Here is a 16,236-nt window from a genome sequence, read left to right as displayed (position 1 = left end):
CGCCGTGCGCTGTCGGGGCCGGTGCGGCCCGGGGTCGGCCGCGGTGCGGCCCGTCGCGTGGCCTCCCCACCGGGCGGGGTCGGCGACGGTCCGCGGTACGCCGGACGTCCCGGGGCCGGAGACCGGGGCGGAGACGGTGGTGGTCCCGGCCGACGCGTCGCCGGCGTCGAGGCGGGATGGTTCCGTGAGACCGGCCGGGGCGAGGGTCCGCGCACCGTGACGGCCTCGGCGTCGGGTACCGGCGGCGGTTGCACGGGCCGGACGCTCGCCGACAGCGCCTCGGCGAACTCGCGACAGTTCGCGAACCGCTCCTCCGGCGTCTTCGCCATCGCCCTCGAGATCACCGCGTCGACCGCCGGCGGCAGGCCGGGTACGAGTTCGGACGCCCGCGGAACCGGCTCCTTGAGATGCGCGCCGATGACCGCCCCGGTGTCGCGGTCGTCGAACGGCACCCGGCCGGTGAGCAGATGGAAGGTGGACGCCGCCAGGGAGTACTGATCGCTGCGGCCGTCGAGCGTCCGCCCCATGAGCTGTTCGGGTGAGGCATACGACAGGGTCGCGAGCACGGTGCCGACCGACGTCAGGGCCTCGGTCTCGTCGGAGATCTTGGCGACGCCGAAGTCGGTCAGCAGCACCCGCTGCTCGTCGACCGGCGAGTCGTCGTCGACCTCGGCGAGCAGGATGTTGCCGGGTTTGACGTCGCGGTGGGTGAGCCCGCGCCGGTTGGCGTGGTCGATACCGCGGGCGACCTGCGACACGATGTGCGCGACCCGCGTCGGCGCCAACCGTCCGATGTCGTGCAGTTCGCGGGCACAGTCGGTGCCCGGCACGTACTGCATCGCGATCCAGAGCAGATCGGACTGACCGGATTTCGACGCGACGGGCACCGTCGCCCGGCCACGGTTGAAGACGGTGACGATGTTGGGGTGGTCCAGCGTCGCCGCCACCTCGGCCTCGCGGAGGAATCGGCGTCGAAAGTTGTTGTCGGTCAAGCCCGCCGAGTCCTTCAGGACTTTCAGGGCGTCGTACCTGGGGAGCTCGGGGTGCCGGGCGAGGAAGACAGCGCCCATCCCGCCGCTGCCGAGGAGTCGCTCGACGCGGTACCCGGCGATCACGGTTCCAGGCTCGAACACTCTCTCAATCTAGGCGAGTTGCCGGGTGATGTCGCCGGTTGACCACCGAACGAATGCCGTCACCACCGGCGCGGATCCGGCAAGTCGGTCAGGTGTCGCGCAGTACGTCGAGCGCGTGCTGGAGATCCTTGGGGTACTCCGAGCTGAACTCGACCATGCGGCCGTCCGCGGGGTGGGCGAAACGCAGCGTCCGCGCGTGCAGCCACTGCCGTTCGAGACCGAGTTTCTTCGCCAGGACCGGGTCGGCACCATAGGTCGGGTCACCGCAGCACGGATGGTGCAGCGCCGAGAAGTGGACGCGGATCTGGTGTGTGCGACCGGTTTCCAGGTGGACGTCCATCAACGACGCCGCGGCGAACATCTCGAGGGTGTCGTAGTGGGTGATGCTCGGCTTGCCGTTCGCGGTCACCGCGAACTTCCAGTCGTTGCCCCGGTGACGGCCGATCGGCGCGTCGATGGTGCCCGACGGCGGATCGAGATGCCCCTGGACGAGGGCGTGATAGCCCTTGTGGACGGTCCGCTGCTTGAATGCCCGCTTCATCAGCGTGTAGGCGCGTTCGGACACGGCGACGACCATGACCCCGGATGTCCCGACGTCGAGCCGATGGACGATCCCCTGACGCTCGTGCGCGCCGGAGGTCGAGATCCGGAAGCCGGCGGCGGCCAGCGCGCCGATGACGGTGGGGCCGCTCCAGCCGAGCGACGGATGGGCGGCCACGCCGACCGGTTTGTCGACGACGACGATGTCGGAGTCGTGGTAGATGACCTCGAGGTCCTCGACCGGGGTCGGCTCGACCCGCAGCGGCTCGTCGGGCTCGGGCAGCGTGACGTGCAGGAGGGTCCCCGCAGCGAGCTTGTGCGACTTGCCGACGACGACGCCGTCGACCATGACGTCGCCCTCCTCGGCAAGGGTCGCCACGACCGTCCGCGACAGACCCAGCATGCGGGAGACCCCGGCGTCGACGCGCATACCGTCGAGTCCGTCGGGCACAGGTACGACACGTGATTCACGCATGGGCACTGCCCCCGTCTTCGCTGTTGTCGTGCTTGTTCCGGCGGGCTGCCCACCCGGTGCGACTGCCGTCGTAGTCGAAGCCGAGTGCCGAGAGCACCACGAGGAGGATCGCCCCGCAGACGACCGCCGAGTCGGCGATGTTGAAGACCGGCCACCAGCCGACCGAGATGAAGTCGACGACGTGGCCCTGCAGTGGTTCCGGGGCCCGGAAGACGCGGTCTATCAGGTTGCCGATCGCACCGCCGAGCACGAGAGCCAGGCCGACCGCCCAGCCCCAGGACTTGAGCCTGCTGCTGTAGCGGATGATGACGGCCACGACGACCAGCGCGATGATCGTCAGCACCCACGTGTACCCGGAGGCCAACGAGAAGGCGGCCCCGCTGTTACGCACGAGTCGCAGGGTGACGACGTCGCCGATGATCTCGATCGGGCGCTGCGGGTCGAGCGTCGCGACGGCGATGGTCTTGGTCAGCAGGTCCAGCCCGATGACGATGAGCGCGACGCCGAGTACGGCTGCGGTCATCTTGGAGAAGCGTCGTGCGGGGGTCGCGTCGTCCGATCGGACTCGATCGCGGTCGGCGTCCGGAGATTCGGCGCCGTGCGGATCCGCGTTGCCGGAATCCGTCAGGGGTTGGTCATCCACAGCCTCATTGTCCACGACCCGTCGAATACGCTGGCTACCCGTGTCCTCGCATCGTCGTGTCCTCCGGTCCGTTGTCTCCTCGTGCGCCGTCGTCACGGCGGTATCCGTGCTGGTCGCGGGCTGCTCGTCGGGGTCCGACGACGCTGCGGGCGCCAGTTCGGCGACGGTCGCCGGTTGCGCGAACGAATCACCCTCACGAGCGGCCGGAGCGGCGCCGGTGCCGATCGCGGGGGCCACGGTCACCCTGGTCGACCCGGGTGAGGGTGAACGTCGCGTGGCAGCTCCTGCTCCCGACACCTCGTCCACGCAGACCGTGACGCTGGTGACGACCTCCGATGTCGCCTCACCGGGTTCGGCCGACGCCGAGACCGTCGAGACCCCGATGACCGTGCGGTTCTCGTGCGCCGAGAAATCGGAACTGGAACTCGACCTGGGCACCGTGACGTCTCCGGACGCATCCCTCAACGGGCAGCTGCCGGCGATGACGGGCACGAAGGCCGGACTGACCACCGGCCCCGGACTCGCACCGGTGGCACTCCGTCTCGCCCCTCCCGAGGAGGCGGGCCAGGAAGCGCGTCTCGCTGTCGAGCAGTCCCTGGTGACGGCGTTGAACACCTCCATCGCACTGCCGACCGAGCCGATCGCGGTGGGTGCGCGGTGGCGCACCGAACGCGTCATCTCGGCGGCCGCGACGGTCACGCAGACGATCGACGCGCGGTTGTCGGCCTGGGACGGGAACCGTCTGACCATCCAGTTCTCCGCCGAGGAGACCCCGGTGAACTCGGTCTTCGCCATCCCCGGTGGCAGCGACACCCTCACCATCAGCCGATTCAGCTCCGAGGGCGGCGGCAGCGTCGAGATCGACCTCTCGCGCGGGCTGCCGGTCGGCGGTCAGCTGACATACACCGGTGCGCGCGAGCTCGTCGGGGCTGATCCGTCGCGGCCCCTGGTACAGAAAACCGGGTTGTCCGTCACCTGGCGGTGAGGACAACCCGGCTTCCCGGTCTATCGAGTCGCCAGGACTAGGCGGCGCACATGGGGCTCTTGACCTGGTACAGGCCGAGCAGGTTGCACACGGTCTCCTGGGAGAGCTTCCAGCGGCCGTCGTCGAAGACGATGGTCGACTCGGCATTGGTCGGCGGGTTGCCGGCGGTCTCGATGCGGACCTTGACGCGGGCCTTGTTCGGGCCGGCGCTGATGACCGGGTTCACCAGGACCCAGTCGACGTCGGAGTTCTCCGCACGTGCCTTGACCAGCTCGTCGAAGATGGCCGGGTCCTTCTCGGAACCCTCGACGAGGACGATCTTGTCCTTGCTCGGGATCTTCGGGTCGACGGCGGTGTCCACGAGCTCGTTGAGAGCGGCGATCGACGGCGGCTTGCTGCCGTTGGTGATCTCGGATTCGGTGTCACCACCGGCGGCACCGGCGTCAGCGGTGCTGGTCAGGGTCGGGGCAGGCGGTGCGTCGCTGTCGTCGCCACCGCAGGCTGCGACACCGGTCATCAATGCGGCCGCGATCATGGTCGCGCCAAGAAACTTCCGATACTTCAACGATCTCCCTCACTATGTCTGTGGACGTGGGTGCGCCGGGGCGCTCCCCATGACTCGCCGATGGGGTCTGCCGGGGCAGGCCCCGGCGACAACCCACACCACTATGCCAAACGCAGCGCGATGATCCCGGTTCCACGCCGCGGCGACGACGCTTGACGCCCGGGCTGCCTGCCGTGAGGCTTGACGACCATGTCCGCTTCTCCCCCGCCCGGTCCGTCGACGACCGTGCTGATCACCACCGGCGGCACCATCGCCGCCCAGACCACGAACGACGGTGCCGTTCCCGCGCTCGGCGCCGACGACCTGCTGTCGGCAGCATCGAACACCGGAGCCGCGGACGCCGGAGCCGCGGACGCCGGAGCACCGAACAGCGGGGACACCGGGACGGGTGCTGTCCGCACCGTCGACCTGATGTCGGTGGACAGTTCGGCGATGACGGTGGCCGATCAATTCGCGGTGGTGCGGGCGATCGCCGACGCCCTCGTCGACCCGGAGGTCGCCGGGGTCGTGGTCACGCACGGCACCGACACGATGGAGGAGACAGCGTTCCTCGCCGACCTGTACTGCGCCGACGAGCGGCCGGTCGTGTTCACCGGGGCCCAGTTGCCGGCCGACCGACCCGATGCGGACGGTCCGATCAACCTCGCCGCCGCGCTGGCCGCGGTCCGCGATCCCGCCAATCGGGGCCGCGGCGTCCTGGTGGTCGCCGGGGGTCGCGTGCTGCCGGCGCGCGGGCTGTTCAAGGTGTCGACGTCCGACGCGGTCGCCTTCGACTCGGTACGCACCGACCTGCCGCGTCCGGTGCTGACCGACGGCATCCCGCTCGGCCGGACCGCCCGGGTCGACCTCTTCGCGCTGTATCCCGGGGTGTCCCCCGGGCTGATCGCGGCCGCGGTCGCGCAGAACGCCGCGGGCATCGTGCTCGCCGCCACGGGCTCGGGCAACACGCACCCGGACATCACCGCCGAGGTCGCGCTCGCCGTCACCCACGGTGTGACCGTGGTGGTCACCAGCCGAGTCCCCTACGGCGAGGTGTCGGCGACCTACGGCGGTGGCGGCGGCGCCGTCGATCTGCATCGCGCGGGCGCGATCGTGTCGCCGTGGCTGCGTGCACCGCAGGCCCGCATGGCACTGATCGCGCTCCTCACCGCGAAGGCGAGTCGCCAGACGATCGCCGAGTTCTTCTCCGCCTCCGGGAACTGAAGCCGTACAGCTGATTTCGGCGCGTTCACTCGTCGTCGTCGGCGCCGAGATCCCATTCGAGACTGTCGAGCGGATCGGCGGGCCGTAGGTCGGGATCCTCGACACCGAAGGTGCGCGTGCGCCCGGGTCCGGTGGTGCGCGTCTCGAAACGGACGGTGACGACGCCGTGCCCGCTCCCCTGCACCCAGCCATGACCGAACTCGGGGTGGGTCACGTCGGCGCCCGGCGCGAACGGCGCGCGACTCTGCGGATTGCCGCCCGGGGCGAAACGCACGGGTTCGGGTGAGTCGGTGTCGACGGTCGGATCGTGCACGGTCTCCGACACCTCCACGATGTCGCCGGGTTGCGACGACGCCGCCGCGCCACCCGCGGACGCGGTGTCGTGGTGGGTCGTCTCGTCCGGCGCGGCGTCGAGGTCGTCGAACAGCGCGTACTGCTGCACCGCACTGAGACCGGAGAAGCCCACGCCCACAAGACGAATCGCCCCGACCGTGCGCGGATCGAGGGCGAGGCGCTGGGCGGTGCGCTCGAGATCGTCGAAGTCGGTGGTGGCGGCGGCGGTGGTCGCCGACCTGGTGAGGATCGACATGTCGGAGCGTTTGAGCTTCAACACCACCGTGCGCGCGCCGCGCCCGTCCTTGAGCAACCGGCGATGGGCGTCGGTGGCGGCCTTGCGGATCGCCTTGCGCAGTTCGTCGAGATCGACGATGTCCTCGGCGAAGGTCGACTCGGCGCTGATCTGTTTGGCCGAGGCACGTTCGGCGACCGGCCGGTCGTCGATGCCCTGGGCGAGCCGGTGCAGTGCAGGTCCGACGGTGGCGCCGAGCACCGACGCGACCTCGACCGTCGACATCCGCGCGAGGTCTCCGATGGTGTCGATCCCCAGCCGTGCGAGGCGATCACCCGAGACAGGCCCGATGCCCCATAGTTTGCGGACGGGCAGTCCGTGCAGGAACTCGATCTCGCCCGACGGCGGGATCACCATCACGCCATCGGGTTTCGCCATCCCCGAGGCGATCTTGGCGAGTTGCTTGCCGCTGCCGAATCCGACGGACGCGGCAAGTCCGCACTCGGTGCGGATGCGGGCGCGTACCACCTCGGCGAACTCACGCGCCTGCGCCACGGTCGCCCCGGCGAGTTCCGCCGGTTCGGCGAACGCCTCGTCGAAGGAGAGTGTCTCGATCACCGGAACCGCTTCGCGCACAATGCGGAACACCCGCTTGCTGACCTTGCCGTAGACCGCGCCGCGCGGGGGCACCACGACGCCGGTGGGGCCGATGAGGCGCCGGGCCTGATGCATCGGCATCGCCGACCTCGCCCCGAACACCCGGGCCTCGTAGCTCGCTCCGGCCACCACTCCCCGGCCGCCCGAACCGCCCACGAGCACCGGACGGCCGCGCAGCGTCGGACGGGTGAGCTGTTCGACCGAGGCGAAGAAGGCATCCATGTCGAGGTGCATCACCCAGCGTGCGCCGCGTTCGGAATCGGCCCCGGCAGGCGCCCCGGCCGATCCCCCGCTCGTTCCACGGCCGCCGGACACCCACCGTTCGGGTACGGATGTTCCGTCCGCGATCGTCGAGTCGGAATCCGGGCTCACCACCCGTCCGAGTCTAGTGAGCCGACGCGGTGGGGAGATCGGTCAGGCGGCGGACGTGATCGCGAAAACCGGGATCGAGCCGGCGTGTGCGGCGAGGTCGGCGTCGGACGGCTTGGCGTCGAGCCCCTCGGGCAGGAATCGGCCGACCTCCCAGCCCCACTTGCGCAGGTACTCGCCGATGATCGGCGGGCGCCGGTCGGGGTCGACCTCCGTGAGGGCCACCACGGTCCGGCGGCGTCCGCGCCGGAGTTCGACGGTCTCGGCGGCGCGTGCGTTCCGGGCCCACTGGGTGTTGCCACGTGGCGAGACGAGGTACTCCCCGCCGTCGAATCGCAGGACGTTGACCGGGACGGTCTGCAGCTTGCCGGTCCGGCGGCCGGGGACGGTGAGGTTCTGCGCACCGGCGAGGTTCACGCCGTGATCGGCGAGCCAGCGGACGGTGCGATTGAAGACGTTGTCGAACCCCTCGGGAGCGCGGTAGTGGGTTGTGCCGGTCATCGTGGTGAACCTTTCGTGATGGTGGGACTCATTCGAGAGCACCGTTCTCGTTTCTGAGTCTGCACCCACCCACGCAAGAAATCAAGAGCAGTGCTCTCGAAATGTGAAAGGATCGGGTCATGGCGACCGGACGAAGCCGCGCAGAGAACCGCGCGATGATGACCGACGAGATCCGCAGACTGGCGCGCAAACACCTGGCCACGCACGGCGCGGCCGGACTGTCACTGCGCGCGATCGCCCGTGAGATGGGCGTCGTGTCCTCGGCCGTCTATCGGTACGTCCCTAGCCGCGACGACCTGCTGACGATGCTGCTCGTGGAGGCGTACAACGACGTCGGCGACGCCATCGACGCGGCGGTCGCGGCCGTCGAAACCACCCGGCGCCGGGAGCGACTGCTCGCCGCCGCGGAGGCCGCCCGTGCCTGGGCACTCGCCGACCCGGCCCGCTGGGCACTGCTTTACGGCAGCCCGGTCCCCGGTTATGCCGCGCCCGGCGAGGAGACGATGGTGCCGGGCACGCGCATCCCGGCCCTGCTCCTGCGCGAGTGTGCGGCCGCCTGGTCCGAGGGACTGCTCCGCGACGACCTACCCACCCCCACTACCGGGGTCGCCGGCGACATGGCCGCCATCCGCGACGAGTTCGGCATCGACGCCCCGGACGACGTCATGGCCGCGTCGACGACCCTCTGGGCGGTCCTCGTCGGCGCGATCAGCCTGGAGACCTTCGGCCAGTACGGCAAGGACACCTTCACCCATTCCGCGGACCTGTTCCGGTCGCAGATCGAGCTGACGTTGTCGGGGTTGTTCCGGAGTTAGCTCCACTCCGGTTGCGCGGCTGAGGGTTTCGGGTCTCGACCCTTCGAGGCTCGTCGACTTCGATACGCCCTTCGTCGCTACTCAGCCCGGCGGCTCGCGCTCCTCACACCTCAGGGAGCGAGACCTCACCGCGCGACGGTGCGCGGTTCCTCCAGCCCGGCCAGTTTGTCCGGGTTGCGCATGGCATAGATCTGCTCGATGACGCCGTCGATGATGTGAAGGGTGAACGTGCCCTCGAGCTGGCCGTCGATGTAGATCGCCACGCCCGACTGGTTGTTGAAGACCGCCGGCTCGAGTCGGTAATCCATGTCCCGGCCGAGCCGGGCGAAACCGGTCAGCAGCCGCGCCACAGCCAGCGCGCCATGGATCGGGTGGCGCACCGCCGTCACCTTGCCGTCGCTGTCGGCGGTGAACTCGACCTCGGGGGCCAGCATCTCCAGCAGGCCCTCCACGTCGCCGGACTGCGCAGCCGAGAGGAACGCGTCGACCACCGCGACCGCACGTTCGGAGTCCACCGGGTCGAACCGGGGGCGACGCGCCTCGACGTGGTTCCGGGCGCGGTGCCCGATCTGGCGGACGGTGGCCGCCGGTTTGGCCAGCATGTCGCCGACCTCGTTGTAGGAGAAGCCGAACACCTCCCGCAGCACGAACACCGCGCGCTCGTCCGGGCTCAACGACTCCAGCACGATCAGCATCGCCGTGGACACCGATTCCGCGAGGACCACGTCGTCGGCGAGGTCCCGCTCGTCGGTCAGGATCGGCTCGGGCAGCCACGGTCCGACGTACTCCTCGCGTCGCCGCGACCGTGACCTCAGCACGTTGAGTGCCTGGCGGGTGACGATCTTCGCGAGATACGCCTTGGTGTCGGCGATCTCGGTGTCGTCGACCTCGGCCCACCGCAGGTAGCTGTCCTGCAGCACGTCGTCGGCATCGGCCGCGGTCCCCACGATCTCGTAGGCGACGGTGAACAGCAGCGGCCGCAACTCGGCGAAACGTGCTGCCCGCCGGTCCTTCTCACTCTCACCTGAGTTGCTGCTCTTCACCGGAACCCTGCCTCTCGTCGGCGAGCCGGTCACTGCAGAACCGGCTCACGCTCGGCGGTCACCTCGGGCCCGCGCAGCCAGCTGAATGCGCCCGGGTGCGCGGCCTCGCGGCGGATGTTCCACACGGTACCGCGGCACACCACCTCCTTGGCCAGGGCTGCGACACGACCCGTCACCACCGCTCGCGCGGGCGAGTCGTCCCGCCGGGTGAACTGCAGGGTTGCCGCGTGGCGCCCGATGCTCGTGCACTGTGCGACGAAGGCCTGGTCGACGGGCTTCGGGGCGTCACCCGCGATCCGGGCGAGGACGGCGTCCGCGGCCTGTGCCCCCAGTGGTTCCGCCGCCTGGCAACTCATCCGCAGCGAGGTGCCGGCCGCGACGGTCGCGTCGCCGGCGCCGACGATCCGATCGTCGTCGACACTCATCAGAGTGACATCCGTTCGTAGACGGCCGACCCCGTCGGTGGTCAGACCGCTGTCCGCGGCGAGCTCGGGGGCGGTGAAACCGGTGGCGAACACCGTTGCCGGGCTGGGCAACGTTCGTTCACGACCGTCGGTCTCGATGGTGACCCGCGAGGCCTCGACAGCGGTCACCCGAGCGTCTTCGAGCACGTCGACTCCGAGTCGACCGAGCTGCCGGAGGGTGGCCCGGTAGCCGCGTTCACCGACCGACGGTGCGACAGCACCGCCACCGGCGAGCGTCACCGCGAACCCGCGTCCGGCGAGTTCCCCGGCGATCTCCACGCCGGTGAGCCCACCGCCGACCACGACCACCGGCGCACCGGCGTCCAGAGCGTCGAGGCGTTCCCGGAGCCGTTGTGCCGCAGTCCAGTCCGAGGCCGACAGCGCGTGGTCCGAGGCGCCGGGGATGTCCGGGAGCTGGTGCCGGCTGCCGATGGCGTAGATCAGGTAGTCGTAGTCGAGGTGCTTCCCCGAGGCGAGGTGTACCCGCCGCGCCTCCGCGTCGATCCGGGTGGCGGTGTCGACGACCACATCGATGCCGTCGCCGAGCACATCGTCGAACCCGGTCTGCGGCTCACCGGTCCGTGCGACGAACTGGTGCAGCCGAATGCGCTGTACGAAGAACGGTTGCGGATTCACCACGGTGACATCCACGTCGGGGTTCTGCCGGAGCCGGTTGGCCGCCATCGCGCCCGCGTAACCGGCGCCGAGGACGACCACGTGCGTCCGCTCGACTGTCTGGATTTCCTGCGTGGTGTCGGTGGTGCTCATCGATCTGCCTTCCGTCGGTGTTCGAGGTGGTCATCCTCGAGACACCGACGGCGGCAGAAATGTGACAGTCAGCGCGAGATCGCTGGTCAGCCGACCTTTGCGACGTCGGCGGTGACACCGTCGCCGAGCTCGATGGCTCCCGGCGCACCGTCGGCGGTGACGTCGAACTCCACGGCGAGGACCTCGCCGGCGACGAGGTCGGCGTGGGTCTGTGCCCATTCCAGACGCTCGGCCGGTACGACGAGGCGCACCGCGATGCGGTCGGAGACGTCCAGGTCGAGGTTGCGGCGCGCATCCTGCAGTTCGCGCACGCGATCCTTGGCCCAGCCCTCGGCCTCGAGCTCGGGGGTCACCGTGGTGTCGAGCACGACGAGACCCTTGCCACCGGGCAGCTCGGCGGTGGAGTCCGGTTCGACCGCCACCAGCTTGCGGCTGTACTCGCCGTCCTGGAGTTCGATGCCGTCGGCGACGACGACCTCCGCGCCGTCGGCGTTCGTCTCCACCGACCAGTTGCCGGACTTCACGGCCTTGATCGCGCGCTGGACGTCCTTGCCCAGGCGCGGGCCCGCGGCGCGGGCGTTGACCGCGATCTCGTAGCGGCCGTACTCGCTGGCATCGGTCGCGAGCGAGACGGACTTGACGTTCATCTCGTCCTTGACCAGGTCGACGTACGGCTCGAGTGCGGCCGCGGTCGGCGAGGCCACGGTCAGACCGGGCAGCGGCAGGCGGACGCGCAGCTTGTTGGCCTTGCGCACGCTCGACGCGACCGAACAGACCGCCTGGACCTCGTCCATCGCCGCGACCAGGTCGGCGTCGGCCGGGAGCTCGTCGGCAGTCGGCCAGTCGGTCAGGTGCACCGAACGGCCACCGGTGAGTCCGCGCCAGATGGCCTCGGTCGCCAGCGGCAGCAGCGGCGACGCGAGCCGCGACGCCACCTCGAGCACGGTGTACAGGGTGTCGAAGGCGTCGGTGTCCTCATCCTGGCCGGCCCAGAACCGTGCACGCGAGCGGCGCACGTACCAGTTGGTCAGCGACTCGACGAACTCACGGAACGCATCGCACGCACCGGCGATGTCGTAGGTGTCGAGCGCCTCGGTCATCACCTCGCGCGTGGTGGCGAGCTTCGCCAGGATGTAGCGGTCCAGGACGTTCTGCGAGTCGGTCCGCCAGGTCGCCGGGCGATCTGCGTAGAGCTGCAGGAAGCTGTAGGCGTTCCACAGCGGCAGCAGCGCCTGACGGACACCCTCGCGGATGCCACGCTCGGTGACGACGAGGTTGCCGCCGCGCAGGATCGGCGAGGCCATCAGGAACCAGCGCATCGCGTCGGAGCCGTCGCGGTCGAAGACCTCGTTGACGTCCGGGTAGTTGCGCTTGGACTTGGACATCTTCTGGCCATCATCGCCCAGCACGATTCCGTGGGCGGCAACGGTTTTGAAGGCAGGACGGTCGAAGAGCGCGGTCGCGAGCACGTGCATGGTGTAGAACCAGCCGCGCGTCTGACCGTTGTACTCGACGATGAAGTCGCCCGGGTTGTGCGCCACCGCCGAGGCCGAGTCCCCACCGTCGAACCAGTCGCGGTTCTCGAACGGGTAGTGCACCTGGGCGTACGGCATCGACCCGGACTCGAACCAGCAGTCGAGAACTTCGGGCACGCGACGCATCGTCGACTGCCCGGTCGGGTCGTCCGGGTTCGGGCGGGTGAGATCGTCGATGAACGGCCGGTGCAGGTTGTCCGGGCGCACGCCGAAGTCGCGCTCGAGTTCGTCGAGCGAACCGTAGACGTCGATGCGCGGGTACTCCGGGTCGTCGGAGATCCACACCGGGATCGGCGCACCCCAGTAGCGGTTGCGGCTGATGTTCCAGTCGCGCGCACCCTCCAGCCACTTGCCGAACTGGCCGTCGCGGATGTGTTCGGGCACCCAGGTGATCTGCTTGTTCAGCTCCACCATGCGGTCGCGGAACTGGGTGACGGCCACGAACCACGAGGGCACCGCCATGTAGATCAACGGCTGTCCCGACCGCCACGAGTGCGGGTAGGAGTGCTCGATGGTCTCGTGGCGCAGGATACGGCCGGCCGCCTTGAGGTCCTTGATGATGACCGGGTTGGCGTCGAAGACCATCTGCCCCTCGTACGGCGGGACCTGCGAGGTGAAGCGGCCGCCCGGATCGAGCGGCTGCACGACCTCGATGCCGTTGGCGGTCGCGAGGTCCATGTCCTCTTCACCGAAGGCCGGCGCGAGGTGGACGACGCCGGTGCCGCTCTCGGTGGTGACGTAGTCGCCGAGCAGCACGCGGTGAGAGTTCGGATGTCCGACGAAGAAGTCGAACGGCGGTGTGTAGGAGAGGTTCTCGAGGTCCTTGCCCAGGTGGGTGCCGACGACCTCGGGTTCGGCGATCTCCTTGGCGTACGCGCCCAGCAGCGCCTCGGCCAGCAGGTACTGCTGACCGTCGGCGGCCTTGACGTGCACGTAGGTGACCTCGGGGTTGACCGCGATCGCGAGGTTGGACGGCAGGGTCCAGGGCGTGGTGGTCCAGATCAGCGCATTGACGCCGTCGAGCGAGGCCAGCGGCCCCTCGGGCACCGACAGCGGCATCCGCACGGTCACCGCCGGATCCTGGCGCATGCGGTAGGCGTCGTCGAGCTTCGACTCCTGGTTGGACAGCGGCGTCTGCTCGTACCAGCTGTAGGGCAGCACGCGGTAGCCCTGGTAGATCAGACCCTTGTCGTAGAGGGCCTTGAACGCCCACATGACCGACTCCATGAAGTCGAGGTCGAGCGTCTTGTAGTCGTTGTCGAAGTCCACCCAGCGCGCCTGACGGGTCACGTAGTCGCGCCACTCGCCGGTGTAGCGGAGAACCGAGTCACGGCAGTACTCGTTGAACTTCTCCATGCCCATCTTCTCGATCTCCGACTTGTCGGTGATCCCGAGCTGGCGTTCGGCCTCGAGTTCGGCGGGCAGACCGTGTGTGTCCCAACCGAATCGGCGGTCGACCTTCTTGCCGCGCATGGTCTGGTACCGGGGTACCACATCCTTGACATAGCCGGTCAGGAGGTGGCCGTAGTGCGGAAGACCGTTGGCGAAGGGCGGGCCGTCGTAGAAGACGAACTCCTCGGCGTCGGCACGGTTCTCGATGGACGCGGCGAAGGTCGAGTCGGCATCCCAGTACTGCAGGACGTTCTGCTCCACGGACGGGAAATCGGGGGCGCTACGGCCCGTCCCACCCGTCATGTCGACCTTGGGGTACACACGTCCGGTCGCGTTGGCGCCCGTCTCGTTCGTGTCGGTCACGGCTCGTCTCCTCGTGCCTGGTGATGTCTCTCCTCGGCACGGGGACGCACACCGGAAGGTCTGCGCGGTACCACCCCGCTTGCGCCGGCACTCCGGCGCCACTCACCGGATCGCGCGGGTCTCCCCGTGCGGTCCCGTGGCTGTGACGGGCCACTCCCGCCCGGTTCTACTGGGAGCGCTGCTCGGCTTCAACCGCAGCTGCTCTGTTCTTCCGGGTGCTCCCCGGTGATGGCCGGATCAACGCGTCAACCAGTGTAACGACGCACCGCCCGAACAGGCGAATCGGTATCGCCGTCCGGGCGGTGCGTGGTCGAGAACGAGAGGGTCAGTCGAGCGGTGGACGCCAGTTCGGGTCGAGCGGATCGAAATCCGGCGCACGACGCCGGCCGGGCCGCGGTTCCGGGGACTCGGGCTGCTCCCCCTCCGGCCGCTCACCCGACTGGGCGGGGTCAGGTCGCGCGGAGTCCTGGCCCTGAGGCCACGCCGGACGCTGCCCCGACGGCGGTTGTCCGTACTGCTGCTGAGACCCCGACTGCGGGTTCCCGTACTGCGTATTCCCGTACTGGGGCGGACGCGTCCCCTGCTGGGACGGACCCGACGGGAACGGCCCGGACTGCGGCGGCCGCGGCGAATCGGGACGCGGCGAATCGGGACGCGGCGGCTGACCGCCGGGCGACTGCTGACCCGGCGCCTGGTACGGCGCACGAGGCGGTTGGCCCGGTGCACCCCGACCGGGCGGTGCCTGGCCGGGAGCGGGCGTCGGACCGGAGTTCGGCCGGCCGACCGGCTCGCCAACCGACCGCAGGTAGTCCTCGAGGTTGCCCTCACGACGCTCGGGGGCCGGGCGGCTCTCGGGCACCTCCGGCCGAGACGGCGTCGGACCGGACGGTGCGGCCATACCGGGTTCGAAGGAGGGCTGCTCGTAGGCAACCGTCTCCCCGTCGGTATCGGAGTCCCGTGCCGACGGCATCGCTGTCGGATACCGGCGTGTCCGGGACTCGTCGGCATCGCTGGGGTCGCCGGGAGAACCGGCGTCGTCGCGATCGGCGTCGACCTCATCGCGTCCGGCTCCGGGGACCATGTCCTCCAGCGATCGAGCGGAATCCCGGTTGCGTCCCGAGAACACGTCGACGAGCAGGAAGGCCAGACCGAGGAGACAGATGACGATGCAGGCGACGGCCAGCCACACGGTCCCGGTGATGAGACCGAGGATGAGCAGCACGAACCCGACGAGGGTCGCGCCCAGGGCCAAGGTCAGCACATCACCAGCCTAGGGTGCATGTCCGGTAGGGAGGTCAGCTCGGCGAGTAGCTGCTGAAACCGCCGCTGCCCGGATCGTTCGAGAACGACTGATCGGGACGGCCACCCTCGACCGGTGCCGCGCTTCCGCGCTGCTGCAGCTCCTCGAGCTGCGACTCCAGGTAGGTCTTCAGACGGGTACGGTACTCACGCTCGAACGTCTTGAGCTGTTCGATCCGGCCCTCGAGCACACCGCGCTGCTGGTTGATCGTGCCCATGATCTCGCTGTGCTTGCGCTCGGCGTCGCTCTGCAGCGCATCCGCGCGCTCCTGCGCCTGGCGCAGCTGCGCCTCGGAACGGGTCTGGGCGTCGGCCAGGATGGCCTCCGAACGCTGGCGCGCATCGGCGAGCATGGCGTCGGACTTGCTCTGGGCCTCGGAGACCATCGTGTCGGCGCGGGTCTGCGCGTCGGCCAGCATCGCGTCGGCGTCGGCGCGGGCGCTGCCGGTCAGACGGTCCGCGGTGTCCTGCGCGAGTGCGAGAACGCGGGCGGCACGCACGTTGGCATCGTCGTTCGACGCCGCGGGCTGCTGGACCGGAGCGGGCTGCTCCTGGGCCGGCGGCTTGGCGAACATCTGGGTCCGCTCCTCGGCGGGGGCTGCGCCGGCACCCGACCGGGCGTCGGCGACCTCACCCTCGAGTTCCTCGACGCGCTGCTTGAGGTCGGTGTTCTCTTCGATCAGCCGGGCCAGCTCGGCCTCGACGAAATCGAGGAACTGATCGACCTCATCCTCGTTGTAGCCGCGCTTACCGATAGGCGGTTTGCTGAACGCGACGTTGTGCACATCAGCTGGAGTCAGCCGCATGTCGGTTCCCCTCGTGTCTGTGGTGAAGCTTGTGTTCAGTTGGCGTGCCGTCCAACCCGGATCGCGCGACGTGAGTCGTTCGACCAATACAGGTTGTCACTAACTATTCATA

Annotated in this window: 14 protein-coding genes; 3 read left to right on the top strand and 11 right to left on the bottom strand. The window is 69.4% G+C overall.

From position 1 onward, the window contains the following. From LQD00_RS16310 to lspA, 3 genes are all read right to left on the bottom strand, one after another. Positions 1-1,133, bottom strand: a 1,133-nt coding sequence (locus tag LQD00_RS16310; RefSeq protein WP_232718197.1) for a serine/threonine-protein kinase, incomplete at its 3' end; no start/stop codon positions are given. Between the two features lie 88 nt (positions 1,134-1,221). Next, on the bottom strand, positions 1,222-2,148 hold the full coding sequence (locus tag LQD00_RS16305) for an RluA family pseudouridine synthase (RefSeq protein WP_232718196.1): 927 nt from the start codon (positions 2,146-2,148) through the stop codon (positions 1,222-1,224). Then, positions 2,141-2,791, bottom strand: coding sequence for a signal peptidase II (gene lspA, locus LQD00_RS16300; RefSeq protein ID WP_232718195.1), 651 nt, complete (start codon positions 2,789-2,791; stop codon positions 2,141-2,143). Before lspA ends, LQD00_RS16305 begins: the two co-directional genes overlap by 8 nt. 40 nt (positions 2,792-2,831) lie before the next feature. Between lspA and LQD00_RS16295 the strand changes: the two genes are divergently transcribed. Next, a complete protein-coding gene (locus tag LQD00_RS16295) occupies positions 2,832-3,776 on the top strand; it encodes a hypothetical protein (protein ID WP_232718194.1) in 945 nt (314 codons plus the stop codon). Positions 3,777-3,813: 37 nt separating this feature from the next. Here LQD00_RS16295 and LQD00_RS16290 read toward each other — a convergent pair whose 3' ends face one another. Further along, the gene (locus tag LQD00_RS16290; RefSeq protein WP_232718201.1) at positions 3,814-4,293 is read right to left on the bottom strand and encodes a hypothetical protein; all 480 of its coding nucleotides are present in this window, start codon (positions 4,291-4,293) and stop codon (positions 3,814-3,816) included. A 237-nt stretch (positions 4,294-4,530) separates the two neighbouring features. Here LQD00_RS16290 and LQD00_RS16285 point away from each other — a divergent pair, with 237 nt between their 5' ends. Continuing rightward, entirely contained in the window at positions 4,531-5,544 is a 1,014-nt protein-coding gene (locus LQD00_RS16285; protein WP_232718193.1) for an asparaginase, read from the top strand. 25 nt (positions 5,545-5,569) lie between these two features. On the opposite strand, the gene LQD00_RS16280 is transcribed toward LQD00_RS16285, so the two are convergent. Together LQD00_RS16280 and LQD00_RS16275 are read right to left on the bottom strand one after the other, a co-directional pair. Beyond that, positions 5,570-7,144 (bottom strand): DNA polymerase IV, encoded by a 1,575-nt coding sequence (locus tag LQD00_RS16280; protein WP_232718192.1) that lies wholly within the window; start codon positions 7,142-7,144, stop codon positions 5,570-5,572. A 39-nt stretch (positions 7,145-7,183) separates the two neighbouring features. Continuing rightward, complete coding sequence (locus LQD00_RS16275) at positions 7,184-7,639, bottom strand: nitroreductase/quinone reductase family protein (protein WP_232718191.1); 456 nt, start codon at positions 7,637-7,639, stop codon at positions 7,184-7,186. Between the two features lie 119 nt (positions 7,640-7,758). Between LQD00_RS16275 and LQD00_RS16270 the strand changes: the two genes are divergently transcribed. Continuing rightward, the gene (locus LQD00_RS16270; RefSeq protein ID WP_232718190.1) at positions 7,759-8,454 is read left to right on the top strand and encodes a TetR/AcrR family transcriptional regulator; all 696 of its coding nucleotides are present in this window, start codon (positions 7,759-7,761) and stop codon (positions 8,452-8,454) included. A gap of 125 nt (positions 8,455-8,579) precedes the next feature. Here LQD00_RS16270 and LQD00_RS16265 read toward each other — a convergent pair whose 3' ends face one another. The 5 genes from LQD00_RS16265 to wag31 all read right to left on the bottom strand — a co-directional run bounded on the left by LQD00_RS16265 (position 8,580) and on the right by wag31 (position 16,124). Further along, positions 8,580-9,497: an RNA polymerase sigma-70 factor gene (locus tag LQD00_RS16265; protein ID WP_232718189.1), complete on the bottom strand. Its 918-nt coding sequence runs from the start codon at positions 9,495-9,497 to the stop codon at positions 8,580-8,582. A 29-nt stretch (positions 9,498-9,526) separates the two neighbouring features. Then, positions 9,527-10,729, bottom strand: coding sequence for an NAD(P)/FAD-dependent oxidoreductase (locus LQD00_RS16260; RefSeq protein WP_232718188.1), 1,203 nt, complete (start codon positions 10,727-10,729; stop codon positions 9,527-9,529). 86 nt (positions 10,730-10,815) lie between these two features. Further along, on the bottom strand, positions 10,816-14,019 hold the full coding sequence (gene ileS / locus LQD00_RS16255; protein WP_308195988.1) for an isoleucine--tRNA ligase: 3,204 nt from the start codon (positions 14,017-14,019) through the stop codon (positions 10,816-10,818). Positions 14,020-14,344: 325 nt separating this feature from the next. Then, positions 14,345-15,280: a hypothetical protein gene (locus LQD00_RS16250; protein WP_232718187.1), complete on the bottom strand. Its 936-nt coding sequence runs from the start codon at positions 15,278-15,280 to the stop codon at positions 14,345-14,347. Positions 15,281-15,314: 34 nt separating this feature from the next. Beyond that, complete coding sequence (wag31, locus tag LQD00_RS16245; protein ID WP_006868153.1) at positions 15,315-16,124, bottom strand: DivIVA-like cell division protein Wag31; 810 nt, start codon at positions 16,122-16,124, stop codon at positions 15,315-15,317. Between the last annotated feature and the right edge of the window lie 112 nt (positions 16,125-16,236).

Origin of the sequence: Gordonia metallireducens, from assembly GCF_021245825.1 — a bacterium.
Taxonomy (GTDB): Bacteria; Actinomycetota; Actinomycetes; order Mycobacteriales; family Mycobacteriaceae; genus Gordonia; species Gordonia namibiensis.
The sequence above is the reverse complement of the archived record's forward strand: the minus strand, read 5'-3'. Positions and strand labels throughout refer to the sequence as shown.